This is a genomic window from Kurthia sp. Dielmo (genome assembly GCF_000307285.2).
In the GTDB taxonomy this organism is placed as follows: domain Bacteria; phylum Bacillota; class Bacilli; order Bacillales_A; family Planococcaceae; genus Kurthia; species Kurthia populi.
On record NZ_HE578956.1, the window covers coordinates 86219 to 111689 of the forward strand.

Genomic DNA, 25471 nt, shown 5'->3' on the forward strand with positions numbered 1-25471 from the left:
GTCATTTTCCTTTTTTAGCGTTCGCAACGAAAAACCGGAACCGCGCTACAGCGCAGTTCCGGTTTTTCTTATGCTCATATGAACAGTTGTTTTTATACGTATGTCCCAGCCTCGTTTTTTTGTAAAAAACGAAAATATGTCTAAAGTGTGACGTTGAATACCTGCCAAAAGAAAGCGTTTTCTTAATGTATGCTATGCTATTTACCTACCTTTAAAACTAAATTGTTTTGCGTCTAAATGCTTATGTCTTTTAAAAAATGTGTTTTTTGAGAATACAAACATTGTTTTCTTAAAGAATACATTATATAATATAAAAAACAAAAAACATTGATAAAACAGCGTTTGTAAAGATATTTTTGTACATCTAGAAAATACATTTGTTTTTATTTTATATATATGTGTTTTCCGAAAATACATTTGTAAGCTGTAAGAGGAGGAAAAGAAATGAAGAAAATCATGATAACAGGTGCTTGTGGTCAAATCGGTTCAGAGCTAGTAGAGAAGTTGCGTGTGGAGTATGGGACAGAAAATGTTCTTGCGACAGATATTCGCAAACCGGTAAGCTCTTCGGGGCCATTTGAAGTGCTTGATGTCATGGATGCTGAACGCATGTATGACATCGCAAACGCTTTTGGCGCAGATACATTAATGCATATGGCTGCTCTTCTTTCTGCCACTGCTGAAAAAGATCCAGTATTTGCCTGGAACTTAAATATGGGTGGCTTAATGAACGCTCTTGAAACGGCTCGTAAATTAAACCTACAATTCTTCACACCAAGCTCAATCGGCGCATTTGGTCCATCAACACCAAAGGACAATACACCGCAAGATACGTTACAACGTCCAACGACGATGTATGGCGTCAATAAAGTAGCGGGTGAATTACTATGTGATTACTATTACACGCATTTCGGCGTGGATACGCGCGGTGTCCGTTTCCCAGGCTTAATTTCAAATGTGACGCCTCCAGGTGGTGGTACGACAGATTATGCAGTCGACATTTATTATCAAGCTGTAGAGAAAGGTCACTATACATCTTATATTGCGGAAGGTACGTATATGGATATGATGTACATGCCAGATGCACTGCAAGCGATTGTTGATTTAATGGAAGCAGATAGTGACACACTTGTTCACCGTAATGCATTCAATATTACAGCGATGAGCTTTACACCAGAGCAAATCGCCGCATCAATTCAAAAAGTACTGCCAAACTTCACGATGGACTACGATGTCGACCCAGCGCGTCAGGCAATTGCAGATAGTTGGCCAAATTCTTTAGATGATAGTGCGGCAAAAGCGGAATGGGGCTTTAAAGCAGCCTATGATTTAGATAAAATGACAGTCGATATGCTTGAAAAATTACGCCGTAAATTATATCGCACAGCTTCATAACGATAAATTGAAAAAGAGGCTGGGACAAAACACGTCATTTTCCTTTTTTAGTGTTCGCAACGAAAAACCGGAACCGCGCTACAGCGCGATTCCGGTTTTTCTTATGCGTATGTCAAAGCCTCTTTTGATTGCTTAAAAGTACTGTTTATTTTGTCGCCACAACGACTAATTTCCCCGCATCCAAATGTACATCGAGTGCGTTTGCCTGCTCATCGGTAACGCCAAGTGACATGAGCTGTGTTCGTAGTTCAGATTCTCGGGACGTAAATAAATTTTTAACACTGTTCATAACACCTTGTTCGGCTACGCCAACCTGTGAAATATGTAATGCTTTGGCGATATCATCAGCGCGATCCTCATACCGTGAAAAAACATAAATTTGGTCTCGTTCAAAGCCTTCTTTCAATAATAAATCAACTTGATTCTTTAAACGTACAGCATTTTCAACAACAAAATAATTCATCATAAAAACCTCTCCTTTGTCTTGCTATAGTTTTTTGTTCCCGTTTTATAACGTAAGATAAACGGCTCAAAAGAAAAAACGTAAATTTTCTCTATAAGTTAATTAAAATTCTATAAAAATAAAATATTTTCTAAAAATTCTGGATTTTTAACGAATAATTTTATACACTATTTTATACAGGATTTGGTAATCTTGACAACAATGCTTAGGGGGATGGTTAACGATGATGGATACACAACTAGTATTAAATGGTTTTGTAAAACGGGTCGAGACGTACTTTCCGCATAAAGAAATCGTATCACGTACATCAGCGGACAAGATTCACCGCTTAACGTATAAAGATTTCGCGACTCGTACACGTAAGTTGGCGTCAGCATTAGAAAAAATAGGGATGACAAAAGGGATGAAGGTAGGGAGCTTTGCGTGGAATCAGCATCGCCACTTAGAAGCTTATTTTGCAGTGCCATGTACAGGTGCAGTGCTACATATGATTAATATTCGATTGGCAGATGAGCACTTAGAATACATTATTAATCATGCACAGGACGAAATTTTATTAGTCGATATTGATTTATTTGAAACGATTGAACGTATTCTACCGAAACTAACAACGGTTAAACAGATTGTCGTGATGAGTGACTCAGATGATTTACCAGAAAGCCAGTTTAGTGCGCTTTATTCATATGAAAAGTTACTAGCTGAGGCACCGGATGATTATCAATTCCCGACAGACTTAGATGAAAATTTACCAGCCGCAATGTGTTATACAAGTGCTACAACAGGTTTCCCTAAGGGCGTCGTGTATACACACCGAGGGCTTGTGCTACACGCCATTAATTTAGGGTTAGTCGATTCATTTGGCTTATCTGAGCGTTCAGTGGCACTACCGGTCGTGCCGATGTTCCATGTAAATGCATGGGGGATTCCGTTTGCATCGGTGAACTTTGGTGCAAAGCTGGTGTTACCAGGGCCCAACTTTACGTCGCACACATTGATTGACTTAATTGAAGAAGAACGTGTGACATTCACTGCAGGTGTTCCGACAATTTGGATGGGTGTGCTACAGGAACTTGAAAAAACACCGCGAGATATGTCATCACTTGAAATGGTCGCAGCAGGGGGCTCTGCATCACCACCCGCACTGATTCAAAAATTCACGCATAAATTTGGCATTCCATATAAAACGGTGTACGGTATGACAGAAACGTCACCGATTGTATCTGTGGCGGCTTTAACATCTGAAATGGATGATTGGAGCGAAGAAGAAAAAATCGCCGCCTTATCTACACAGGGCCTAACAGTGCCTTTAATTGAAACGGAAATCATTAACGAGGACGGCGAAGTGCCAGCGGATGGCCAAACGATGGGTGAGCTGCGTATTCGTGGCCCGTGGATTTCAAGTGAATATTATAACGATGAGCGCACGATTGATGCGTATCGCGATGGCTGGTTATATACAGGTGATATTGCGGTGCGTACGCCACAGGGGAATATTAAAATTACCGACCGTACGAAGGACTTAATTAAATCGGGTGGTGAATGGATTTCATCAGTGGACCTTGAAAATGCGCTAATGGCACATGATGCGGTATTTGAAGCAGCAGTCATTGCAATTCCACATATTAAATGGCAGGAGCGGCCACTTGCATGCGTCGTATTACAAGAAGGTTATGACACCTCTGTAAAGGATGAGCTTAAAACCTTTTTAGCGACACAAGTAGCAAAATGGTGGATGCCAGATGATATTGTGTTCGTACGAGAAATTCCAAAAACATCGGTTGGGAAATTCTTAAAGGCCAAATTACGTGATGATATGAAGGATTACCAACTGACACCATAATAAAAAGAAGGCATCTCCTAGTGTGGGGAGTGCCTTCTTTTTTTAAATCAATTCCTTAAAGTTCAAGCGTTTGTTGAGGGCTTTCATAATTGGAATACCAGCAAGTAGCACAACGAATTCGCCAACTGCACATGTAAACCATGTTAGCAGGAAGGGAAGTTGAAAGGCTAAATGTAGCTCAAACGCAATAATCGACATCGTGAATGTAAAGACAAGCATCGTCGCGATCATACGCGCTGTTTCACCCTTAATATAGCGACTGATTAAAATAACGGCAACAAGTGAAATCACTGTTTGACCAACGCCGAATACTAAATCATACCAACCAAGCGGTGAAAATAAATTCGTTATGAAAACACCTAACACGATAGGAACGATATATTTTTTATTAAACGCAATTAAATGATTGAACATTTCGGCAACACGGAATTGAATCTGCGTAAAACCAAAAGGCGCAACGAGCATGGCAACGGCAACATAGAGTGCTGCGATGATGCCACTGATTGCGATAGATCGTACTTTAGAAGACGATCGTTGCATTGTATTTTGCATATTTTTTTCGCTCCTTAGTTTTTTTACGTGGGATGGTCTCGAACCACGGTCAGAAGTATATTTTAGCGATTTTTATAAAGAAAGTCAAAAAAGACGTAAAATGTTCATGCCATAAAAGTGTTGTTAAAACTAAATTTTTATGCTTTAATACTTTAAAGCGTAACTGTTTAACGTATAAAATTATCTAAATATTCATAATTTTATTGACGATTTAATTTTCAGTTGCAATAATAGCAAATAAGACTACATAGAACATGGGGGAAATAGGGATGAAGAAACGTTTTAGCTTACTAGCATTAACAGCGACAGCAGCGTTAGCACTAGCTGCATGTGGCGGGGATAAAGCAGCAGATGACAGTTCAAAAGCAGAGTCAGGTGACAAAACATATAATGTTGGCATTTTACAATATGTGGAGCACCCTTCGTTAAATGAAGCAACAAAAGGTTTTAAAGCAGCGCTTGATGAAGCGGGTCTTGACGTGAAATATCAGGAGGAAAATGCACAGGGTGATGCGAGTATTAATACGACAGCGGCAAATAACTTAGTCGCAGCAGCACCAGATGTTATTTTCACAAATGCAACTCCATCTGCACAAGCTGTGGCGGCAGCAACGTCAGATATTCCAACCTTATTTACATCTGTAACAGATGCGGTAGGTGCGGAACTAATCGATTCAATGGAAAAACCAGGCGGCAATGTAACCGGTACAGTAGATACACATCCAGATGCGATTCCAAATACAGTGAAGTTTTTAGCGGAGGAATTAGAGGCGAAAAAAATCGGCATGGTCTTTAACTCAGGTGAGCAAAATTCACGTGTGCAAGTAGATCGTGCGAAAGAAGCAGCAAAAGAGAATGGTGTCACAATCGTTGAGGCATCAGCTTCTACTTCAGCAGAAGTAAAACAAGCAACGGAATCATTAGTTGATAAAGTAGATGCATTCTACATTATCACAGATAATACAGTAGTTTCAGCATTAGAGTCTGTATTAGACGTAGCAGAAGCGAAGAAAAAACCAGTTATGGTTGGTGAGCTTGATTCCGTAGCACGTGGTGGTTTAGGTGCTTACGGCTTCAGCTATTATGATATTGGTAAAGAAGCGGGCGAAATGGCGGCTGAGATTTTAGAGGACGGTAAAAAACCTGCCGATATTCCAGCAGCATACCCAGCAAATTTAAAATTCGAAATTAATAAAGAAACTGCAGATAAATTAGGCATCGACATCGATAAAGACTGGGATGCAGAGGTAGTTGAATAAATAGGAGATGATTCAGTATGTTTACAGCACTCTTTGGATCTGTTGAACAGGGGATTATCTACGCAATTATGGCACTTGGCGTGTACCTTACATTCCGGGTTTTAGATTTTCCAGACTTAACAGTAGACGGTAGCTTTGTAACGGGCGCTGCAACAGCCGCGACGATGATTACATTTGGTTATAATCCATTACTTGCAACATTATGTGCACTACTAGCGGGCTTTGTCGCTGGTAGCATCACAGGGATTTTACACACGAAAGCACATATTAATGAGCTTTTAGCCGGGATTTTAATGATGATTGCACTGTATTCGATTAATCTTCGAATTATGGGCTTAACGACAGAAAATGCCGTAGGACGACCAAATATTCCATTATCGAATTCAGATACCGTATTCACGATGCTACATAATTTTTGGTCAAAATTAGGCATTGATGACACACTTAACAATCTTTTAGCCGCAACAGGCTTAACGAGCTTACCTCGTACATGGGGTATCGTGATTGTGATGTTTATCGTCGTCTTTATTCTTAAATTTATTTTAGACTGGTTCTTAAAAACAGAGTTCGGCTTAGCATTACGCGCTACAGGCGACAATGTGAAAATGATTCGTAGCTTTTCAGCGAATACAGATAGTGTGAAAATTTTTGCATTAGGATTATCGAATGCATTAGTGGCATTATCAGGTGCATTAATCGCACAGCTAAATAAATTTGCGGATGCTGGTATGGGGATTGGGATGATTGTTATCGGCCTTGCATCGGTGATTATCGGAGAAGCTATCTTCGGTAAGAAAACGATTGTCCGTGCAACACTTGCGGTTATTTTCGGGGCGATTATTTACCGCGTCGTCATTTCACTTGCATTACAAGTGGAATTCCTAGATACAGGTGATTTAAAGTTAATTACAGCAATCGTCGTTATTATCGCACTTGTTATTCCATATGCAATGGGTAAATATAAAGAGAAAAAACGTCGTGCAAAACGTCGAGCTGAGCTGATGAGACAAGTCGCTACGATGCCGGAAGGGGAGAAGCCACTTGCTTAATTTACAACATATTCATAAAATTTTTAACGAGGGCACTCCCGATGAAAAAATCGCGCTTAATCATATTAATTTAACGCTTGAAGCGGGCGATTTTGTGACGATTATTGGGAGTAACGGTGCGGGTAAGTCAACGATGATGAATATGATTTCAGGCGCACTCACACCAGATGTGGGCTCGATTACAATTAATCATAAGGACGTCACAGCGCTCCCTGAATATAAGCGCTCAAAATACATTGGTCGCGTATTCCAGGATCCAATGGCGGGTACTGCACCGACGATGACGATTCAAGAAAATTTGGCTCTAGCCTATTCGCGTAATAAACCACGTGGCCTGCGTAGTGGTGTATCCAAGGCACGTAAGGAAATTTTCTTAACGGCACTTGAGTCACTTCACTTAAACTTAGAAAATCGTCTAAATGCTAAGGTTGGGATGCTATCAGGCGGGGAACGTCAGGCATTATCGCTTTTAATGGCGACCTTTACAAAGCCAGATATTTTACTGCTAGATGAGCATACAGCCGCGCTTGATCCGTCACGCGCCGCGTTGATTACTGGCCTAACAAAAGAGCTTGTTGAAAAGGATCAATTAACGACGCTAATGATTACGCATGATATGCAGCAAGCGATTGATTTAGGCAATCGCCTAATTATGATGGATAAGGGTCAAATCATTTTAGAAGTATCACCTGAGGATAAAAAGAACTTAACAATTGAAGATTTAATGAATGAGTTCCAGCGTATTCGTGGTGAAAAAATGGTATCGGACCGCGCCTTATTATCGACGTGAAAAATGCAGACACTTTCAAAGATGTACAAATCTTTGAAAGTGTTTTTTTGTATAACAAAAGAGACTGGGACAAAACACGTCATTTTCCTTTTTTTTCGCGTGCGCAATGAAAAACCGGAACCGCGCTATGGCACGATTCCGGTTTTTCTTATACTCCTAGGAGCGGCTGTTTTTACACGTATGTCAAAGCCTCTGTGTTTATTTATGGACTGAATTAAACGAGTAATGTAAATAAGGTGCTATCATTATTAACTTCCATATAGTCAAAGCCATTTGATTTAAAACGAGCGAGCAGCGCATTGTAGTCGCCAGGATGTTTTAACTCGATGCCGACTAATGCAGGGCCGCTTTCTTTATTATTTTTCTTTGTATATTCAAATGTTGTAATATCATCATTTGGACCAAGCACCTCTGTTAGGAACTGGCGAAGTGCGCCGGCACGTTGTGGGAAGCTGACGATGAAGTAATAAAGTAGCCCTTCATGAATCAATGACTTCTCTTTGATTTCCTGCATACGACCAATATCATTGTTACCGCCGCTAATAATACAAACAACGGCTTTGCCTTTGATTTGATCCTTGTAGTAATCAAGTGCAGACACGGATAATGCGCCCGCTGGTTCAGCGACGATGGCTTGCTTATTATAAAGCTCTAAAATAGACGTACACACTTTACCTTCTGGCACGACAACGATGTCATCGACCAATTGCTCACAAATTTTTGATGTAAGTTCACCGGCACATTGTACAGCAGCGCCATCGACGAACTTATCAATTTTTGGTAGCTCGACTGGATGATGCTCAGCAAGTGCTGCTTTCATGCTGGCAGCTCCTGCAGGTTCGACGCCAATAATTTGAGATTTAGGAGACAAATTTTTAATATATGTTGAGACACCAGAAATCAGTCCGCCACCGCCAATACTACCGAAAATGTAGTCGATTGGCTCCTCAATATCATTCATAATTTCTACGGCAACGGTGCCCTGACCCGCAATAACATCTAAGTCATCAAATGGGTGAATGAAGATATGATTTTCGGCTTCGCAAAATTCCTGTGCCGCTTTAGAAGAGGCATCAAATGTATCACCTGCTAAAATAATTTCAACATAGTCGCGTCCAAACATGCGTACTTGCTCGATTTTTTGATTCGGCGTAGTCGTTGGCATAAAGATATGCGCGTGAATGCCTAGATGGGCACACGCGAAAGCAACGCCTTGTGCATGATTTCCTGCTGATGCACATACGACGCCACTTTCACGGGCAGTCTCCTCAATTGTTTTAATTTTATAGAATGCACCACGTAATTTAAATGAACGTACATGTTGTAAGTCCTCACGTTTTAAATAGACGGTACAATCGTATTTTTTTGATAAGAAATCATCCTTCTCAAGCGGGGTGTGTTTGACGACATCTTTTAATAATTGATGTGCGATTAACACATTCTCAACTTGAACGCTTTTTTCAGTTGCTTCCATAGTATTGCCTCCTAGGTAAAATTATATTTGTTCATTTTAACATACTATTCCTAATAAAGTACGCAATTTTTAGTCAATTCAAAATATTTCGTTCATTATGCAGAAGAAAAGCGTTGTAGTGAGGTGGCCACGTTTTTTGAAAGCACCTACTGCCTTGTCAAAAGCAGAAATGTGTATAATAGAGGATAGATGATTTTTGAACGGAGGAAGTAATACATGGATTTTTTTAAGACGATGGAGCGTGTGACGGGTGTGGATCTAAATGATGTACAACGTAAGGCCGTACAATGTGCGGACGGGCCATTGTTGTTACTCGCATCACCTGGTTCTGGGAAAACGACGACATTAAATATGAAAATTGGCTATTTATTACTTGAGAAAAAAATCGCACCACAGCGCATTTTAGCAATGACGTTTAGTAAAGCGGCGGCACGTGATATGAGTGAGCGCTTTGAACGCTTTTTTGGCACATTGACGCATGAACGTATTCATTTCTCAACGATTCATAGCTTGGCTTATCAAATTGTGCGGCAATATTTTTATAAAACCGGTCGTCAGTTCCGTTTAATTGAAGGTACGAAGGATATGCAGTGGAATAAAAAAATCATTTTACGTAATCTCTTTACAGAAAAGCGAAAAACGCAGCCAACAGAAGATGAGATGGATGAGCTGTTGACGTATATTAGCTATGTGAAAAACCGTATGCTAGAAGGTGAGCGTTTAAAGGAAGCTCCTTGTAGTCTAACGGATGCGGCAGAAATTTTAACTCGCTATGAGGAATTCAAGCGCCGTGATGGGGTCAATGTGCTCTTAGATTTTGATGATATGCTAACATATTGCTATGAGATTTTACGCGATGACGAAGCAATTCGCACACATTATCAGCAGCAGTTTGAATATGTTTTAACCGATGAGGGCCAGGATAATTCTGTTATTCAGCATGAAATTGTCCGTATTTTAGCGGCACCACATAATAATTTGTGTATTGTAGCAGATGATGACCAATCGATTTTTTCTTGGCGAGGCTCAGATGTAGAAAAGTTACTCGAGTTTCCAAAAGTCTATCCAGATGCAGTCGTACTGACGATGGCACAAAATTATCGCTCGACAAAGGAAATTACCGATGTGGCAGACCATTTTATTAAGCGCAATAAAAAGCGCTATGATAAGAAAATGTTTACTGAAAATGGGCATGGGCGGCCACCAATCATTCATAATATGCGCCGTTATACGTTACAGCTCAATTATGTAGTAGAGGAAATTGAACGTACACAAGATGCGGGGGAAATTGCGGTATTGTATCGTAATAATACATCTGCTATCCGACTTGTGGATGCGCTTGAAAAGCATCAAATTCCATTTTATATGAAGGAAGTCGATGTGAAGTTTTTCCGTCATTTCATTATTGAAGATATTTTAAATTTTATGCGTCTGACATTTAATGATAAGCGAGCGGATATTTTAGAGCGCATTTACCCGAAAATGAACGCCTATATTAAAAAAGCACAAATCACACAGTTGCTAAATAAAAATGACCGTACGACGTCTGTTTTCGATCAGCTTGCGGCAAATGTGCATGCGCCTTATCAGGAGCAGGCACTTCGCAAGGCGAAAAAGAAAATTCGTACATTAAAAGATTTGCCACCAAAGGACGCCATTCAAATGATTCGTCATGACTTAGGCTATGAGAAGAGCTTGCAGCGTACAGCAGAGCATTTGAAATTAAATGAGGACCGTTTACTTGGTATCGTCACGCAGCTCGAGTATATTGCGGAGGGATTACCGGATTTAACGGCATTCGCGAAGCGTCTGACACGTCTTGAGGAAATTATGCGACAATCAAACGAGAAGCGCCCTGGGGTGGTGACATTGTCGACGTTCCATAGTGCCAAGGGGTTAGAGTTTGACCGGGTATATATGATAGACCTTGTGGATGGCATTATTCCAGCGCCAGATGATATTAAGGAATACAAAGACGGTAAAGAAGCGAAGATGGAAGAGGCTGTGCGCTTGTTTTATGTCGGCATGACGCGTGCCAAAACGAGATTAGAGCTATTAACCTATGAGCAAAATAATGAAGAAAAAACGGCCCCCTCTGTCTTCTTAGATGATGTAAAGGCTATCTTACAAGGTGAGAAGGTAAAAGACTTTGATTTTAAGGAGCCAGCAATTGAACGTAAGGCAGTAGTGACCAATAAATCCTATCAGCAAAAAAAAGTGGCACGCGATATTCCAGAGGATGCAATTACAGAACGTAGTGACTTGCATCGCGGCATGGAAATTGAACATCATTTATATAGTAAAGGCTATATTAAACGAATTAATGGCAATGAGATTGAACTAGTTTTTGAGCATTATGGTACGAAGCAATTTATGATTGATTTTTGTTTGCAAAAAGGAATGCTTCGTCGTGTTGGAGAGGTTTAGCAATGGATGTACAACAAAAAGCACAGCAAACGTTTGAGCGCGTGTTAAAATTTTATGAAAAAGATGACCGTGTTGCATTGACGAAGGAAATGCAACAATTAATCGCCTTCGCTGCCAAGCAAGGCTATATTGATTATCAAATGCAGGTATTAATTTCACCGACAGAATTAGGTGAAGGCCAGATGACACATTTTTTACAAGCGATTATTTCTGCACAGGAAAATAATTGGCGTAAGAAATTACTGACGCATTCAAAAATTATGCGCCAGTGGTTCCGTTTAAATCGTGTCGTACGAGAATGGTAGAATTAAAAAAGAAGGAATCGCCAACGCGATTCCTTCTTTTTTTATAAACCGATATTAAAACGATTCTTCGAAATCTTGGTCCCATTTATACGAATACATCGACTCGTTAGTAAACCAATTACTTTCCGCTGTATCGCCTTCTTCTCGGCGTTTTTCTTCCTCTTGTAGCATCCAGCCAGTTTGAGAGGCATGTGCTTTCATTGAACCTAATTTATGTTCATAGACATCGCGAATATCATTAACGATGTCTGGTTCGCCAAGGCCTTCTACTGTATCATTAGCGAACGCGACACCATAGAGGCGGGGACGTTCATTAACAGGCATACGACGAATGGCACGTACAACCGCTTTACATGTTGCTTCGTGGTCAGGGTGTACAGCATAGTTTGGATAGAATGTAATGACTAGTGATGGTTGTAATTCATCGATTAATTTTGTCATCATTTGAACCATTTTTTCATCATCTTCAAACTCAACTGTTTTATCACGTAAGCCCATCATACGAAGGTCTTGAATCCCGATTGAATCACAAGAGGCTTGTAATTCTTTTTTGCGGATTTCTGGTAAACTTTCACGTGTTGCAAATGGTGGGTTTCCTAAATTACGACCCATTTCACCTAATGTTAAGCAAGCGTATGTAATCGGCACACCCGCATTGGCATATTGCGCAAGCGTACCAGAGACACCGAATGCTTCGTCATCTGGGTGTGGGAATACGACTAAAATTTGGCTTTCTTGTTGTTCTAACATGAAAAAATCCTCCCTTAATAAGCGAAAGGCGTTTTACTAATTTCAAGCGCCACTGCTAATTTGCCCTCATAATCATGGCCAGCCATCAATAGGCGGCCTTGGCCATCTAACTCAAAATGTGTAATCCCTTGAGCATAAATCCAACCACCATTTGCTAGCTTTAAGCCAACGCGGTGAGGTGCCTCAGGTGTTACCTTTCCTAATTCGTATTGCACGACAACATTACGGATGAAGCAACCCGCATTAAATACTTTTTCATCAAAGTGGCTTGCGTAAGCACCGTTTGTTGTTTCTAAGTGAATATATACATCTTCGTTTGCGAAAGAGTTAATTAGCTCTTGTAGCTTTGTAATCTCAACTGTTTCCATTGTAAATCTCCTTCCGACGTTTCAAATCTATTTCTAATTATAGTGAAGTTGTCGCAGTTTGGCGATTTGTAAGCTCGGGAAAAGTATTAAAAACAGTAAATGGGAGGTGAGGTTATGGGGGTTTCAACAACTTATGTTACTTGTATGATGCCATTTTCATATCATGAGAGATCTAAATATAAATTGTACGATGCGCTAAAAGAGCAGGGATACACGTTTTTTACGTTAGATAATTTACAGCTTCAAAAGGCGTTTTATGGGGACATTTGTGTGCTTCACGAAGAAATGGACCAGTATTTTTTGCCGTATATTGAACGACGTATTTTTCCGAAAAAAGAAAAATCACAGGCTTTTCTGCGCTACTCAAAAAAAGTAGAACAATTTGCTACATTGCACATTCATCAAAAAGCGTATCAATTTAACGTCCTGAGTGTCGATATTATCGCATGCCCATTTCAAGTAGGTTTTATCTCTTTTCGTATTGAGCTAAAAGGAGACTACACTTTTGATGAAGTAGTGGATTTCATGCATCATATTCGTATTTTAGAGCCAAAGATGCCAGATGAGACAGGCATTCAGATTCGTCGTAATGACCAGGTTTTTAAAAGTGTTAGTGAGTATATGCTAAATGATTTATGTGCGTTTATGCATGACTTTATTAACCATGATGCAGTACGTGGCGGCTATTTTGGTAGCCTACCTTTTTTTGAAGACGAACGAATGCTTTTAGCTGGTTATATTGAGCCAGAGGAAGCCTTGTCGACAGCGGAACTCTATCGTTTGAGTCAACTTGATGGGCTTGATGAACATGGCAACCCTTATATTTCGGCTGAGAATGATGAGTATATGGAAAATTATTTAGATAAACGAATGAATAAGCGGTTTTCACCTAAAATAGAAAAGCTTATAACCGAGCATGTGTATATGTCGATTGTGCTGCCTCATATTCCTAAAAAAATGCAGGCAATCGCTCAGTCTCGCTTTATGGGCACGGAATATTATCAGTTGATTTTGCATTATTTTTACAAGCTCACATTATTAAAATTATCGTATTTATATAGTGAAGTAAGCGTATTGCATGACCAAGATTATACGGAGCAGCTGATGGAGCAAATTGATCAGTTTTCGGCGTCGTATTATTTCCAGGAAGTGAGCAGTCGTTCGACAGGTATTGAGCTAGCGAATAAACTGCAAGAAGTGTTTAAAATCGAGCAACAATATACCGAGGCGAAGGAAACACTTGAGAGTTTATATCGTAATCAAGAGAGTACATCGACACGTCGACAAAATAGTCTATTATTTATGCTAACGATTTTTACGGTCCTCTCAGGTATTTATGGCATGAACCTGATTATCGACGAATGGAAAGAGCCGTACAAATTATCGTATTTGAAAAGCTATACGTTTTTTGAATGGATTTCCTTTATCACAGCCATTTTTGGTATTGGCTTATCGATTGCGGTTATTGCAACATCAGGCTTTAGCAAGATACGTCTCCAATTACGTAAAAGGAAACGGCGACGTTATGAATAAAAAAGAAGGAATCGCGCCAAGAACTGACCCATGGAAATGAGACAAAGAAAAAGACAATATTTTTCAGCTAAATTTGACGGACGCTTTCCTGAGGCATGGCAGAAGCCTCCTCGCTTGAATTACCAAAATTCGTTTATTATTCTCGTAGCTGAGCTATTTTTGAACGACAACGTCATTTGTTGTCAAAAGCACTTTAAGATAAAGCGGCGTTATTAGCAGGCGTGCCTTTGCAGGACATGCTCATGATAACGCCGTTTTCTTTGACCACTTGCTGATACTCATATGATGTGCCTTTAACTTTTATTTCATATGAATACGTCTATTTTTTGCCCATCAAAAAACACCTCCAAAGATTTTTCTCCTTGAAAGTGTCTTTTTATGTTGCCTCAGATTTTTAGGTCCTTACGCGTTGGTGATTCCTTCTTTTTGGATAGCTTAATAAGTGATTGGTTCTAATTCTGTTAGCGTCACTTTTGGCGCACCAAAGCGTGATTTAGCACCGTGATGAACGGGGCCGACGAATTCATTTAATTTCCAGCCATGCTCAATACCTGCTGCGACAAATTCTTTCGCTTCAAAAACAGCCTCTTTGACAGATAGGCCAAGCGCTAAGTTTGCAGTGACAGATGCTGCGAATGTGCAACCAGCACCGTGATTATACGTTGTATCGATTTTTGCTGTTTCTAATAAATAATGCTTTTCACCATCATAGAATAAGTCGAAAGCTTGGTCATGTGCAATACCACGGCCACCTTTAATAACAACATTTTTCGCACCTAATTGTGTGATTTTTTCAGCGGCAATTTGCATTTCAGCAATGGTCTTTGGTGTTTTAACACCTGCAAGTTGACCGGCTTCAAAAAGGTTTGGTGTTGTGACAAGTGCATGTGGTAATAAATATTGTACCATTGCTGTCACATTTCCAGGATTCAGCACTTCATCCTCACCCTTACAAACCATCACAGGGTCAATAACAACGTTTTTTATGCCAGCTTCTGCGATTGCTTTACCAGCTGTTATAATCACTTCTTCAGTTGATAACATACCTGTTTTTACCGCGTCAATCGTCGTTGAAAATGCTGTTTTTAGTTGTGCTTCAAGGACGTCGATTGGTAATGTATAGACACCGTGTGCCCAGTTATTATCAGGGTCCATTGTAGCGATAACCGATACTGCAGCCATGCCGTATGTGTTATGCTCTTGGAATGCTTTTAAATCTGCCTCAAGACCAGCGCCACCTGAAGCGTCTGAGCCTGCAATTGTTAAGGTTTTTGGTAATGCCATAATGGAAAACTCCTTCATTATCATATTTTTCAGTAAATAGTAAGTACTGTCTATTATGCGCCGAAACTGATTGTTTGAAAATGGTCAAAAAATGGTTTTTTTATAAAGTCAGATTACAGGATATGCAAAAAACGTAAAACTCTCTTATAATAATTCAGAGATTGTATTTAGGAGGAATAAGCACATGAAAAAAGGCCGCGTTTTAGTGACGTCAGCCATTGTTCTATTTATTGCGGCGATTATTGCGCCGTTTGCCATTTGGAAAGCACTAACAGGAAGTAACGAAAAAATTGAAACCGCTGCATTAGTTGAGCGCATGAATGATTTGAATGAGCTAACGACAGCAGAAGCCTATACAAAAGTATTAATTGAACGTACGAATAATAAAATTTTTGGACAAGAAATTAGCATCGCCATTCCAGGAACGGAGCAAAAGGTGCTCGTTGTCGTGCCAGGAACGGTGCGAGCAGGCGTTGATTTAAGTGAGCTAACAGAAAAACAAGTGCGCGTGGATGAAGCGCAAAAAACATTAGAGATTACGCTACCAAAGCCTGCAATTTTAGGCACACCATCACTCGCATTAGATAAAGTAAAAGTATTCTCGAGCGAAGGGATTTTCCGCGACGAGGCGACGATTAAAGAGGGCTATGATTTAGCAAATCAGGCACAGAAAGAAATGCTAAAAGAAGTAGGGGCAGAGGGGCTTTTAACAAAAGCCCAAGACAATGCAGAGGAATCGTTGAAAAATATGTTTGGTTTAGTAAACTATAAAGTAGAGGTCAAATTTGAGGAGTAGGTTATGACGAAGCAAATTTTTGATAATACATGGCAGCAAGTTGTAGGGGAAGAATTCGACAAGCCGTATTATTTACAACTACGTGAATTTTTAAAGCAGGAATATTTTAACGAGACCGTCTATCCGCCGATGGAAGATATGTGGAATGCTTTTCGTTACACAGATTATCCAGATGTAAAAGTCGTAATTTTAGGACAGGATCCCTATCATGGACCAGGTCAGGCGCATGGCTTGAGCTTTTCTGTGAAGGAAGGCGTCAAGCATCCACCAAGTCTGCAAAACATTTTCAAAGAAATGCATGCAGATATTGGTGTGCCGATTCCACAGCAAGGAACATTAACGAAATGGGCCAAGCAAGGTGTGTTACTACTGAACACGGTGCTGACTGTGCGTGCGCATGAAGCACATTCACATAAAAACCAAGGCTGGGAGCAGTTCACAGATCGTGTCATTGAAAAGCTATCTGAGCGCGAGGAGCCGATTATTTTTGTGCTATGGGGTCGCCCAGCACAGCAAAAAGAGCGCCTTATTGATACGTCGCGTCATGCGATTATTAAAGCGCCGCATCCAAGTCCGTTAAGTGCCCATCGAGGCTTTTTTGGCAGTCGACCATTTTCACAAATTAATGAGCAACTAGCATCTTTTGGTACGGCACCAATCGATTTTGATTTAACAAAATCATAAGGAGGATTTCCGATGAAGCCCAATTGTTTTAAATGCCAATATTTCCAGGTGACGTGGGACCAAGCATCACCACGTGCTTGTCGTGCATATGGCTTTAAATCGAGAGCCGTACCTTCCGTTGTTGTAAAAAACTCATCTGGTATGGATTGTTTAAAATTCGCACCGAAGCAGAAAGGATAGTTGTATGATTTCCTATGAAACGATTATTACAGAAATTCAAAAACATGCAGGTGTAGCAACTGGCAGTGATGCGAAAATTCGTGAGGAGTTAGCCGCAATTCGTGCATTATGTGATGTAGCATTAGCAGATAATCACACCGCTGCGCCTACTCAAACGGTAGTACCACAGCAGCCTGTTCAACAAATGCAGTATGTACCAGTAGAGCCTGCAGTGATTCAACAGGCGGCTCCTAGCTTACCAACGAAGAAAATCCATGAAGAAGATGCGAATGGTGATTCGCTATTTGATTTTTAGATAAGGGAGAAAACAATGAAAAAGAATATAATTATCGGTGCAGTATTTGGCTTTTTAGCCGTTGCACTAGGCGCGTTCGGCGCACATGCACTAGAAGATTTACTTGTGAAAAACGGTTATGAGGATGTCTGGGAAACAGGTGTGCATTATCAAATGTTCCATGCAGTAGCGATTATGGTCATTGGTGTATTAATGAGTAAAAATATCATCGGCAATGTAAAATCATTACGTGTTGCCGGAACAGCTATGCTTATCGGAACGATTTTATTCTCTGGTAGCCTGTATGTTATGGCGCTTACAAAAATTACGGTATTAGGCGCGATTACACCGATTGGTGGCGTAGCCTTTTTAGTTGGTTGGATTGCCGTTGTGATGTCAGCCAAGCATATTAAAGAATAAGGGTAGATAAGCAGGAATCACATTATTGGTGATTCCTTTTTTAATTGACGTTAAAAGTTATGTTTCTTTTTTAGCATGATTATGTGGGGAAATAACGATATAAGTAATAGATATACGGTGGAATATACGTTTTTTCTATAAAAAATATTAAAATGACATAATGATTCTCGTCATAAATAATGCTATTTTCGCGAATCGTATAAAAGAGGCTTGTTTTCACTATATGGAGGGTATTAATACACTAAGCCAATATTAATACAGAAAGAAGTGGAACGTATGCAATTTGTCTTTAACTTAGACCAAGCCATTTCTTACGATAACCAACCCGTATCACTGAACTTACAATATATGTTTGATTTTTTGAAGGATAATGGACATCAATTGATTTTTACATCAACAGGAGCAGTGCGCAATATGTTGCTGAAGCTAGATCGACGCTTTCATAATGAGGCAATGATTAGCTTAGAAGGCGCGGTTATTTGTAAAGAAGGTGCACTAGAGCAATTATCAACATTTGATCAAATGGATTTTGAAACAATACAACAATTAATTGAAAAATATGATGCGACATTTTTAATGGAGGGTGAGTGGGATTACTGTTATACAGGTGGCGACTATCATGCGATTGCACCGACAGTTGATCCGGCAAAGCTTGGACAAAATGTCTCGCTTAAAAAAGTTGGGCCTATTTCACATATAACAATTTTAGCTGCAGATGGTATCGAAGACATGCGCTTAGAATTATCAAATCATGGCTTTAATGTTCAAAGTAAGGGGCAAGAAAATCCCCAGCTACTCATTACACCAAAGCGCATCAATAAATGGCATGCACTACAAAAATTAGGTGTATCTGAAAAAAACTATGTTGCGATTGGTTCAGACTTAACCGATTTAGCGGTGCTAGAGCATGCTGAGCACGCGTCGATGATTGGTTTTACAATGGAGCTCGCGCATTATGCGGAGTCTCGTTTACCAAATGATGAAAAAGTAGAAAAACATATCATTGATAAATGCTATGAGTTATCGAAGAAATATACGGTATAAAAAAGAGGCTGGATATCCAGCCTCTTTTTCGTGCGATTAAAGTGCTAATAAGTTGCGTAATTTTTCTTCATTTAAAATATTACCAACGAAGAATTCGCCGAAGTCTGCATAGCGAGCAGATACTTCATCAAAGCGCATTTCATAAATTAATTTCTTGAATTGTAGTACGTCATTTGCGAATAGTGTAACGCCCCATTCGTGGTCATCAAAGCCGATTGAACCAGAGATGATTTGTTTCACTTTGCCTGCATAGCTGCGTCCAATCATTCCGTGAGAGCGCATCATTGCTTGACGTGCGTCCATTTCTAGCATGTACCAGTTGGCGCCTTTTTCACGACGTTTATCCATTGGGTAGAAGCAAATATGCTCCCAGCGAGGTAACTCAGGATATAGGCGAGCGCGTACATGTTCATTTTGATATGGATCTTGAGCAGGCTCGTCGCCAGCTTTTGCCTTTGCAAGATAGTTTGAAAGCTCAACAACGGATACGTAAGAATATGTTGGAATTGTGAAATCAGCAATTGTAAGTTTCGCAAATTTTGTTTCGATTTCATTTAATTCTTCCATTGTTTCGCGTAATGTCATAAGCACGAAATCTGCTTTTTGACCAACGATTGAATAAAAGGCATGAGAACCTGTTTTTGCTTCATCTGCTTTATTTAATTCGGCAAGGAATGCGATAAATTCATCGGTAGCTTCTTTACGGAAGTCCTCATCCATCTGTTTCCACATTGTCCAGTTCATTGCGCGGAAATCATGTAATACATACCAGCCATCTAATGTTTGTGCTGCTTCGATCATGTGTAACACTCCTTATTAAGTAAGAATCTTCTTCCATGCAATTTTAGCACAACTTCTGAAATTCGTCCGTTGAACAGGTAACGACATTTTCAAAAAATGACGAATTCGTGTACACTGAGTAAGAATTAGATTATGAGTACGGGAGATAACAATTATGAAGGATTTTTTAACGCAAAAAACATGGCGCTACATCGATCAATCGGTTAGTGGTATCGGTCGTTCTCCATTAGAATCATTTGCGGCGGATGATACGCTTTGCCATTTAATCGGTGCAGGGATTTCACCTGCGACAGTACGAACATGGGTGCACAGTGCATCAGTCGTAATGGGTATCCAGGATCATCGTCTGCCGTATGTACAAGCAGGGATGGATTTACTAGAAGAGCGCGGCTATCATCCAATCGTGCGCAACTCAGGTGGGTTAGCGGTTGTATTAGATGAGGGTGTGCTTAATATTTCGATTGTCATTAGCGAAAAAGAAGGACATATCGATATTAATACAGGCTATGACATGATGGTGGATTTGATTAAAGCGCTATTTCCAGAAATTGCAGCGCGTATTGAAGCATATGAAATCGTCGGCTCTTATTGCCCGGGGTCATATGATTTAAGCGTGGATGGTAAAAAATTTGCGGGCATTGCACAGCGTCGTATTCGCGGTGGGATTGCCGTTCAGATTTATTTATCTGTTGAGGGAAGTGGTGGCGAACGAGCTGAATTGATTCGTGATTTTTATGAACGTGCACTTCAGCAGGAGCCAACAAAGTTTGAGTATCCAAAAGTACGTCCAGAAGTGATGGCATCATTATCGGAAATCATTGGCCAGTCATTGACGGTACAAGAGGTAAATGCACGCTTGCAGCAATTTTTGTATACACATTCAGATGAATTACGTATGGGGCCTTTCGTGGAAGATGAGATGGAACAATATATGTATTATTTAAAGCGCGTTTTTGAGCGTAATAAAAAATTGTTAATCGAATCGTAAATTTTTAGACACTTGAATGTCACAGTAGATTTCCGTACACTAAAATGGGTATATATTTAAGTATAGAAAGGGTTGCATTTACGAATGGCAAACGAATTTCGAGTTTGCGATGAATGTCAGGCCGTTAATTTAAAGACGTTGATTCCAAAATTAAAGGAAATCGATCCGGATGCAGAGATTGACATCAAATGCCAATCATATTGTGGACCGGGACTTCGTAAAACATTTACGATCGTTAATAACCGTCCATGCGCGGCACATACAGAAGAAGAATTAATGCCGAAAATCATCAAAAAATTAAAATCACAGAAAAAGCTTCCAGAAGGTTTTGTCGATAAATGGACGCCAGTAGAAGCAGAAGAAAAATAAGTATTTTAGCAGGTTGCGCAGTCGACCTGCTCTATTTTTTTCTCTAAAAGACAAAGGACAAAAGCCATCTTGTTTCGAAAATAGAGATGGTCGTACAATGGAATAAGGGGGTAATGCGTGTGAGTTATGCAACGAAAAAGCTAGCAGAAGAAAAGGTATTTAAAGATCCCGTCCATCGCTATGTGCATGTGCGAGATCAGGTGATTTGGGATTTAGTCGCAACGCGTGAATTCCAGCGCCTACGCCGAATTAAACAGCTCGGTACAACCTATTTAGTATTCCACGGTGCGGAACATAGCCGCTTCAGCCATTCATTAGGGGTGTATGAAATTACGCGTCGTGTTGTCGATGATGTATTTGTCGATTATCCAGAGTGGGATAATTCAGAGCGTCTTGTGGCGCTATGTGCGGCACTTTTACATGACCTCGGTCACGGGCCGTTTTCACACGCGTTTGAACATGTTTTTAATTTGGACCACGAGGCGTATACACGTGCCATTATTTTAGGGGATACAGAAGTCAATGAAGTGCTTCGTCGTGTCGCAGAGGACTTTCCGCAGAAAGTGTCAGATGTTATTGAAAAAACATATGAGAATCAACAGGTGGTCAGTCTAATTTCAAGTCAAATTGATGCAGACCGCATGGATTATTTACAGCGAGATGCATATTTTACTGGTGTTAGTTATGGTCATTTTGATATGGAGCGCATTTTGCGTGTTATGCGTCCGCGCGAGGACCAAATCGTCATTAAATCGAGTGGTATGCATGCCGTAGAGGACTATATTATGAGCCGCTATCAAATGTACTGGCAAGTTTATTTCCACCCGGTATCACGCAGCGCAGAGGTGATTTTGCGTAAGACATTAGAGCGTGCGCAGGAGTTATATCATGAGGGCTACACATTTAAAGTAGAACCAACGCCATTTAAATCATTTTTTGATGGCAATATTGAGCTTCAACAATATATTGAGCTAGATGAAACTATCATTATGACGTACTTCCATTTTTGGACGCATGAAGAAGATGCGATTTTAAGTGATTTAAGTAGTCGATTTTTAAATCGTCGTCTATTCAAATATATTGAGTATGACCCAGGTTCAGATTTTAAAAAGGTTTTAGAGTTAGAGGAATTATATAAAAAGGCCGGTCTGAATGCGAATTATTATTTAGTGCATGATTCGACATCAGACCTACCGTATGATTTTTACCGTCCAGGTGAAGAAGAGGGGCGCTTGCCGATTCATTTACTGCGCTCGAATGGTGAATTATCTGAGCTATCTCGTAGTTCAGAGGTGGTTGAGTCGATTTCAGGGAAACGACGCTTTGATCATAAAATTTATTTTCCAGAAGACGTATTATTAGAAAATGGCAAAAAGCGTATGCTACGTAAACAAATATTAGAAGTATTAAATCGATAGTTTGAAAGGGGAGCGACTTGTGTTAGAAGAACATGCCAATGTCGTACGTGTTGTATCATTAGCCGGTGAAGTAACAGGTCGAAAGAAGTTACAAAAAATCGTCTATATCGCGAAAAAATTGAATTATCCATTCCATGAAAAATATCATTTTCATATGTATGGACCTTATTCCGAAGAATTAACGATGCGTGTGGAAGAATTATGCACGATGGGCTTTTTAACAGAACGCAAGGAAGATAAAGGCTCTTATCAACAGTATCGTTATGAAGTAACGGATAAAGGAACGACATTTACAGAGAGCTTTTGTAAGGAAGCGGGCGGGTTGCCGCAAATCATTAAAGAGCTGAATACACAAAGTGCGCGCTTCTTAGAATTAGTATCGTCTCTGCTTTATTTCGACGAGCTTTCACGCGAGCAGCAAATAGTAAAAGTACGTACCGTAAAAGCAAAATTAAACTTTACAGATGAAGAGTTCGAGCATGCTTTTACGTTTATGACGAAACTAAATCAGTTTAAAAATAATTAAAATGGTGTATAATAACACTATCCTATAAACGAAAGGAATGAGGGTGGCCGATGAAGTAGTCTTATTTTTTAACGAACGAAGTGAACAAAACTTTGCGTAAAAAATAGGATTAGTCTGCCCAAATTCAATTTATACAGAGAAATGTCATCAGCATGGCTTTCTTATACAACCGCTAGAGTGGCGGAGTATGCCTGAATTTCAGGAAACACTCTCTGACTAATCCTTCCAAAATTTTTTGGAGGGATTTTTATATAGTGAAAAGTCCCTCTTTAGGAGGACAACCCCATGACAGAATTATGTCGTATACATCAACTTTCATATAAAGAAATTTTAACGAATAATACCGTATCGATAAAGGCAGGTGCGCGCATTGGCATCGTTGGCGCAAACGGTGCAGGGAAATCAACATTATTAAAGCTTTTAGCAGGGAAAATACAGCCGACAGAGGGGCATATAGAATGGTTCAAAAAAGCGTCGACCTTTTTAGTAGAGCAGGAGCAGGAAACGTTTGAGCGAGAGGTGGCGAAAAATGTACAGCAAGTTTGGCAGGTGCCAGCACGTAGTTATGAGCAGCTAAGTGGTGGGGAAAAGCTGAAGTTACGTTTAGCAGAGGCCTTTGCAAAGAAGCCACAGCTTTTATTACTCGATGAACCAACCAATCATCTTGATGCAGCGAGCCTAGAACTACTCACAAAGCAGCTAAAGCGCTACCGCGGCACAGTCATTGTCGTATCACATAATCGTGCTTTTTTAAATGATGTTGTAAATGAAATTTGGCATATCAAGGAGCAACAGGTAACGCGGTATAAGGGCAATTATGCGGCGTATCGTGAGCAGTACGAGGCAAAGCTTCTACGTCAGCAAAAAGAATATGACAAGCAGCAACAAGAGGTGGCGCGCATTGAACATCAAATGGCGAAAATCACCTCATGGAGTGAGCAAGCGCATGCTGATTCAACGAAGCATGAATTTGCGAAGGAATTTTATCGTGTGAAGGCCAAGCGTATGGATGCACAAGTGAAATCGAAGCAAAAGCGCCTCGAAAAAGAGCTTGATAAGCATCAGATTGAACAACCTAAAAAGAAGTACGCGGTGCAATTTGAATTTCAGCAAAGTGATCCAACAGGAAAGCATTTGCTAGAGCTGAAGCATGTATCGAAAAAATTTGGTGAGCAGGTCATTTTTAATGATGTGAATGCGACGATTGGCTACGGAGAGCGCATTGCACTCGTTGGCGCAAATGGTGCGGGCAAGACGACACTACTGCGTATGCTGCTGAATCAAGAAAGCTATGACGGTGAAATTTGGCGTTCGCCGGCTGCAGACATTGGCTATTTAACACAGCAGGTTTTTGATTTGCCAGACGATCAAACGCCGAGTGAACTATTTGAGCGCCCCACATTTGAAGAACGTGGTCTTGTACAGACACTGATGATTCACCTCGGTTTTACGAGTGCGCAGTGGGAGGAGCCGATTGCACGAATGAGTATGGGGGAACGTGTGAAATGTAAGCTGATGGCCCTTATTTTAGCGAAGAAAAATGTGCTTATTTTAGATGAGCCGACGAATCATCTAGATTTGGAATCACGTGAGCAGCTTGAACAGGTGTTAGGCGACTATAATGGTACGGTTATCGTCGTATCGCATGATGCCTACTTTGTTGAAAAAACGACGACAACACGTTTCTTTATTGAAAATCATCAATTAATTACACCAGCACAGGACGTAGAGACAGCAGATGATAAAGAGCGTATGCAACTCGAAAATCGTCTACAAGATGTGCTCGGTCAGCTAAGCTTTTTGACGGCAAAGGACGCGCAGTATGAGGAGCTTGATGAGGAGTTTCACCGATTGACGGTGCAATTACGACAATTAAAGTCATAGCAAAAAAGGAATCGTTTAAAGGAACTGACCCACGAAAGTGAGACAAAGAAAAAGACAATATTTTTCAACTGAATTTGACGGACGCTTTCCCGGGGCATGGCGGAAGCCTCCTCGCTCGCAAGCTTACTGCGGGGTCTTCCACTCATGCTAAGGGCTAGGGCTTCCCTAGGAGTCGCCGTCAAATTCTTGTCCCATCCTTTTTTTCGGTACGTACTTTTTTGTGCTAGAGGAACCTTTTGGTTTCATTTGAACGGCGATAGGCGATGACGTAATGAAAAAAATAATCATAAAAAAAGCAGAAATCGCATTTTACTGCGATTTCTGCTTGTTAGATTATTCAAACTATTTATCAGACGCGCGTACGCCACCGTTTGCATAATGCTCTTTTTTCATTTCTTCAATGATGATGGTGATGTTTTCCTTTGGTGCGTTAACTGTGCGAGAAATTGCATCCGCAACTTCTGTTACAAGCGCACGTTTTTGGTCATCATTACGACCTTCAATCATTTTAATCGTTACTACAGGCATTTGTGACACTCCTCGTTTATAATGATATAGTGAATCTTAGTTAATCATATCAGAACGGAGGATTTTTGGA

General features: G+C 40.3%; 26 protein-coding genes, 1 pseudogene and 1 riboswitch. Of the genes and pseudogenes, 19 read left to right on the forward strand and 8 right to left on the reverse strand.

All coding sequences use genetic code 11. The annotated features are described in order from the left end of the window. The first annotated feature begins 444 nt into the window (after positions 1 to 444). Entirely contained in the window at positions 445 to 1395 is a 951-nt protein-coding gene (locus KTHG_RS00875; RefSeq protein WP_020189027.1) for an L-threonine 3-dehydrogenase, read from the forward strand. 145 nt (positions 1396 to 1540) lie between these two features. Here the strand turns inward: KTHG_RS00875 and KTHG_RS00880 are convergent, their stop codons facing one another. Next, the gene (locus KTHG_RS00880; RefSeq protein ID WP_020189028.1) at positions 1541 to 1861 is read right to left on the reverse strand and encodes a YflT domain-containing protein; all 321 of its coding nucleotides are present in this window, start codon (positions 1859 to 1861) and stop codon (positions 1541 to 1543) included. 220 nt (positions 1862 to 2081) lie between these two features. On the opposite strand from KTHG_RS00880, the gene KTHG_RS00885 reads away from it, so the two are divergent. After that, positions 2082 to 3698: a long-chain fatty acid--CoA ligase gene (locus tag KTHG_RS00885; RefSeq protein WP_020189029.1), complete on the forward strand. Its 1617-nt coding sequence runs from the start codon at positions 2082 to 2084 to the stop codon at positions 3696 to 3698. A gap of 42 nt (positions 3699 to 3740) precedes the next feature. Here the strand turns inward: KTHG_RS00885 and KTHG_RS00890 are convergent, their stop codons facing one another. Further along, positions 3741 to 4250 carry a QueT transporter family protein gene (locus KTHG_RS00890; RefSeq protein ID WP_020189030.1) on the reverse strand — a complete coding sequence of 170 codons (510 nt, stop codon included), beginning with the start codon at positions 4248 to 4250 and terminating at the stop codon, positions 3741 to 3743. An 8-nt stretch (positions 4251 to 4258) separates the two neighbouring features. Further along, positions 4259 to 4303: riboswitch (PreQ1 riboswitch) on the reverse strand. A gap of 216 nt (positions 4304 to 4519) precedes the next feature. Between KTHG_RS00890 and KTHG_RS00895 the strand changes: the two genes are divergently transcribed. The 3 genes from KTHG_RS00895 to KTHG_RS00905 are packed head-to-tail and all read left to right on the forward strand — an operon-like array spanning position 4520 to position 7348. Next, a complete protein-coding gene (locus KTHG_RS00895) occupies positions 4520 to 5509 on the forward strand; it encodes an ABC transporter substrate-binding protein (RefSeq protein WP_020189031.1) in 990 nt (329 codons plus the stop codon). A gap of 17 nt (positions 5510 to 5526) precedes the next feature. Further along, positions 5527 to 6558, forward strand: coding sequence for an ABC transporter permease (locus KTHG_RS00900; RefSeq protein ID WP_020189032.1), 1032 nt, complete (start codon positions 5527 to 5529; stop codon positions 6556 to 6558). Then, on the forward strand, positions 6551 to 7348 hold the full coding sequence (locus tag KTHG_RS00905) for an ABC transporter ATP-binding protein (RefSeq protein ID WP_020189033.1): 798 nt from the start codon (positions 6551 to 6553) through the stop codon (positions 7346 to 7348). The genes KTHG_RS00900 and KTHG_RS00905 overlap by 8 nt, the downstream gene beginning before the upstream one ends. A 214-nt stretch (positions 7349 to 7562) precedes the next feature. On the opposite strand, the gene ilvA is transcribed toward KTHG_RS00905, so the two are convergent. Next, positions 7563 to 8822 (reverse strand): threonine ammonia-lyase IlvA, encoded by a 1260-nt coding sequence (gene ilvA / locus KTHG_RS00910; protein WP_020189034.1) that lies wholly within the window; start codon positions 8820 to 8822, stop codon positions 7563 to 7565. 216 nt (positions 8823 to 9038) lie between these two features. Here ilvA and KTHG_RS00915 point away from each other — a divergent pair, with 216 nt between their 5' ends. Both KTHG_RS00915 and KTHG_RS00920 read left to right on the forward strand, forming a co-directional pair. Further along, entirely contained in the window at positions 9039 to 11249 is a 2211-nt protein-coding gene (locus KTHG_RS00915; RefSeq protein WP_020189035.1) for an ATP-dependent helicase, read from the forward strand. Positions 11250 to 11251: 2 nt separating this feature from the next. Then, positions 11252 to 11554 (forward strand): hypothetical protein, encoded by a 303-nt coding sequence (locus KTHG_RS00920; protein ID WP_020189036.1) that lies wholly within the window; start codon positions 11252 to 11254, stop codon positions 11552 to 11554. Between the two features lie 54 nt (positions 11555 to 11608). Here the strand turns inward: KTHG_RS00920 and bshB2 are convergent, their stop codons facing one another. Further along, complete coding sequence (gene bshB2 / locus KTHG_RS00925) at positions 11609 to 12304, reverse strand: bacillithiol biosynthesis deacetylase BshB2 (RefSeq protein ID WP_020189037.1); 696 nt, start codon at positions 12302 to 12304, stop codon at positions 11609 to 11611. 14 nt (positions 12305 to 12318) lie between these two features. After that, positions 12319 to 12672 carry a YojF family protein gene (locus KTHG_RS00930; RefSeq protein WP_020189038.1) on the reverse strand — a complete coding sequence of 118 codons (354 nt, stop codon included), beginning with the start codon at positions 12670 to 12672 and terminating at the stop codon, positions 12319 to 12321. Positions 12673 to 12786: 114 nt separating this feature from the next. Between KTHG_RS00930 and KTHG_RS00935 the strand changes: the two genes are divergently transcribed. Then, on the forward strand, positions 12787 to 14205 hold the full coding sequence (locus KTHG_RS00935; RefSeq protein ID WP_020189039.1) for a magnesium transporter CorA family protein: 1419 nt from the start codon (positions 12787 to 12789) through the stop codon (positions 14203 to 14205). 435 nt (positions 14206 to 14640) lie between these two features. Here KTHG_RS00935 and thiD read toward each other — a convergent pair whose 3' ends face one another. After that, the gene (gene thiD, locus KTHG_RS00940; protein WP_020189040.1) at positions 14641 to 15489 is read right to left on the reverse strand and encodes a bifunctional hydroxymethylpyrimidine kinase/phosphomethylpyrimidine kinase; all 849 of its coding nucleotides are present in this window, start codon (positions 15487 to 15489) and stop codon (positions 14641 to 14643) included. A 184-nt stretch (positions 15490 to 15673) separates the two neighbouring features. Between thiD and KTHG_RS00945 the strand changes: the two genes are divergently transcribed. From KTHG_RS00945 to KTHG_RS00970, 6 genes are all read left to right on the forward strand, one after another. Further along, on the forward strand, positions 15674 to 16285 hold the full coding sequence (locus tag KTHG_RS00945) for a DUF4230 domain-containing protein (protein ID WP_020189041.1): 612 nt from the start codon (positions 15674 to 15676) through the stop codon (positions 16283 to 16285). A gap of 3 nt (positions 16286 to 16288) precedes the next feature. Beyond that, the gene (locus KTHG_RS00950) at positions 16289 to 16969 is read left to right on the forward strand and encodes a uracil-DNA glycosylase (protein ID WP_020189042.1); all 681 of its coding nucleotides are present in this window, start codon (positions 16289 to 16291) and stop codon (positions 16967 to 16969) included. A gap of 12 nt (positions 16970 to 16981) precedes the next feature. Further along, positions 16982 to 17149: a hypothetical protein gene (locus KTHG_RS00955; RefSeq protein ID WP_020189043.1), complete on the forward strand. Its 168-nt coding sequence runs from the start codon at positions 16982 to 16984 to the stop codon at positions 17147 to 17149. Positions 17150 to 17153: 4 nt separating this feature from the next. Continuing rightward, positions 17154 to 17444 (forward strand): YwdI family protein, encoded by a 291-nt coding sequence (locus KTHG_RS00960; protein ID WP_020189044.1) that lies wholly within the window; start codon positions 17154 to 17156, stop codon positions 17442 to 17444. Positions 17445 to 17459: 15 nt separating this feature from the next. Then, positions 17460 to 17843: a DUF423 domain-containing protein gene (locus KTHG_RS00965; protein ID WP_020189045.1), complete on the forward strand. Its 384-nt coding sequence runs from the start codon at positions 17460 to 17462 to the stop codon at positions 17841 to 17843. Positions 17844 to 18119: 276 nt separating this feature from the next. After that, positions 18120 to 18887 (forward strand): HAD hydrolase family protein, encoded by a 768-nt coding sequence (locus KTHG_RS00970; RefSeq protein WP_020189046.1) that lies wholly within the window; start codon positions 18120 to 18122, stop codon positions 18885 to 18887. A 36-nt stretch (positions 18888 to 18923) separates the two neighbouring features. On the opposite strand, the gene hemQ is transcribed toward KTHG_RS00970, so the two are convergent. Further along, a complete protein-coding gene (hemQ, locus tag KTHG_RS00975; RefSeq protein WP_020189047.1) occupies positions 18924 to 19688 on the reverse strand; it encodes a hydrogen peroxide-dependent heme synthase in 765 nt (254 codons plus the stop codon). Between the two features lie 154 nt (positions 19689 to 19842). Between hemQ and lipL the strand changes: the two genes are divergently transcribed. From lipL to abc-f, 5 genes and pseudogenes are all read left to right on the forward strand, one after another. Next, positions 19843 to 20676, forward strand: a complete 834-nt coding sequence (gene lipL, locus KTHG_RS00980) for an octanoyl-[GcvH]:protein N-octanoyltransferase (RefSeq protein WP_020189048.1) — start codon at positions 19843 to 19845, stop codon at positions 20674 to 20676. Between the two features lie 84 nt (positions 20677 to 20760). Continuing rightward, positions 20761 to 20979: pseudogene (locus tag KTHG_RS00985) on the forward strand (YuzB family protein); the annotation flags it as partial. 185 nt (positions 20980 to 21164) lie between these two features. Continuing rightward, complete coding sequence (locus KTHG_RS00990) at positions 21165 to 22463, forward strand: HD domain-containing protein (protein WP_020189050.1); 1299 nt, start codon at positions 21165 to 21167, stop codon at positions 22461 to 22463. 19 nt (positions 22464 to 22482) lie between these two features. Further along, entirely contained in the window at positions 22483 to 22989 is a 507-nt protein-coding gene (locus KTHG_RS00995; RefSeq protein WP_020189051.1) for a YwgA family protein, read from the forward strand. A gap of 285 nt (positions 22990 to 23274) precedes the next feature. Continuing rightward, positions 23275 to 24873 carry a ribosomal protection-like ABC-F family protein gene (abc-f, locus tag KTHG_RS01000; RefSeq protein WP_020189052.1) on the forward strand — a complete coding sequence of 533 codons (1599 nt, stop codon included), beginning with the start codon at positions 23275 to 23277 and terminating at the stop codon, positions 24871 to 24873. A 342-nt stretch (positions 24874 to 25215) separates the two neighbouring features. Here abc-f and KTHG_RS01005 read toward each other — a convergent pair whose 3' ends face one another. Next, on the reverse strand, positions 25216 to 25401 hold the full coding sequence (locus KTHG_RS01005) for a 2-hydroxymuconate tautomerase (protein WP_020189053.1): 186 nt from the start codon (positions 25399 to 25401) through the stop codon (positions 25216 to 25218). Positions 25402 to 25471: the final 70 nt, after the last annotated feature.

Excerpts from the sequence above, each read along its gene's own strand:
- KTHG_RS00875 (WP_020189027.1), top strand. The coding sequence starts at position 445 with ATGAAGAAAATCATGATAACAGGTGCTTGTGGTCAAATCGGTTCAGAG.
- KTHG_RS00880 (WP_020189028.1), bottom strand. The coding sequence starts at position 1,861 with ATGATGAATTATTTTGTTGTTGAAAATGCTGTACGTTTAAAGAATCAA.
- KTHG_RS00885 (WP_020189029.1), top strand. The coding sequence starts at position 2,082 with ATGATGGATACACAACTAGTATTAAATGGTTTTGTAAAACGGGTCGAG.
- KTHG_RS00890 (WP_020189030.1), bottom strand. The coding sequence starts at position 4,250 with ATGCAAAATACAATGCAACGATCGTCTTCTAAAGTACGATCTATCGCA.
- KTHG_RS00895 (WP_020189031.1), top strand. The coding sequence starts at position 4,520 with ATGAAGAAACGTTTTAGCTTACTAGCATTAACAGCGACAGCAGCGTTA.
- KTHG_RS00900 (WP_020189032.1), top strand. The coding sequence starts at position 5,527 with ATGTTTACAGCACTCTTTGGATCTGTTGAACAGGGGATTATCTACGCA.
- ilvA (WP_020189034.1), bottom strand. The coding sequence starts at position 8,822 with ATGGAAGCAACTGAAAAAAGCGTTCAAGTTGAGAATGTGTTAATCGCA.
- KTHG_RS00915 (WP_020189035.1), top strand. The coding sequence starts at position 9,039 with ATGGATTTTTTTAAGACGATGGAGCGTGTGACGGGTGTGGATCTAAAT.
- KTHG_RS00920 (WP_020189036.1), top strand. The coding sequence starts at position 11,252 with ATGGATGTACAACAAAAAGCACAGCAAACGTTTGAGCGCGTGTTAAAA.
- bshB2 (WP_020189037.1), bottom strand. The coding sequence starts at position 12,304 with ATGTTAGAACAACAAGAAAGCCAAATTTTAGTCGTATTCCCACACCCA.
- KTHG_RS00930 (WP_020189038.1), bottom strand. The coding sequence starts at position 12,672 with ATGGAAACAGTTGAGATTACAAAGCTACAAGAGCTAATTAACTCTTTC.
- KTHG_RS00935 (WP_020189039.1), top strand. The coding sequence starts at position 12,787 with ATGGGGGTTTCAACAACTTATGTTACTTGTATGATGCCATTTTCATAT.
- thiD (WP_020189040.1), bottom strand. The coding sequence starts at position 15,489 with ATGGCATTACCAAAAACCTTAACAATTGCAGGCTCAGACGCTTCAGGT.
- KTHG_RS00945 (WP_020189041.1), top strand. The coding sequence starts at position 15,674 with ATGAAAAAAGGCCGCGTTTTAGTGACGTCAGCCATTGTTCTATTTATT.
- KTHG_RS00950 (WP_020189042.1), top strand. The coding sequence starts at position 16,289 with ATGACGAAGCAAATTTTTGATAATACATGGCAGCAAGTTGTAGGGGAA.
- KTHG_RS00955 (WP_020189043.1), top strand. The coding sequence starts at position 16,982 with ATGAAGCCCAATTGTTTTAAATGCCAATATTTCCAGGTGACGTGGGAC.
- KTHG_RS00960 (WP_020189044.1), top strand. The coding sequence starts at position 17,154 with ATGATTTCCTATGAAACGATTATTACAGAAATTCAAAAACATGCAGGT.
- KTHG_RS00965 (WP_020189045.1), top strand. The coding sequence starts at position 17,460 with ATGAAAAAGAATATAATTATCGGTGCAGTATTTGGCTTTTTAGCCGTT.
- KTHG_RS00970 (WP_020189046.1), top strand. The coding sequence starts at position 18,120 with ATGCAATTTGTCTTTAACTTAGACCAAGCCATTTCTTACGATAACCAA.
- hemQ (WP_020189047.1), bottom strand. The coding sequence starts at position 19,688 with ATGATCGAAGCAGCACAAACATTAGATGGCTGGTATGTATTACATGAT.
- lipL (WP_020189048.1), top strand. The coding sequence starts at position 19,843 with ATGAAGGATTTTTTAACGCAAAAAACATGGCGCTACATCGATCAATCG.
- abc-f (WP_020189052.1), top strand. The coding sequence starts at position 23,275 with ATGACAGAATTATGTCGTATACATCAACTTTCATATAAAGAAATTTTA.
- KTHG_RS01005 (WP_020189053.1), bottom strand. The coding sequence starts at position 25,401 with ATGCCTGTAGTAACGATTAAAATGATTGAAGGTCGTAATGATGACCAA.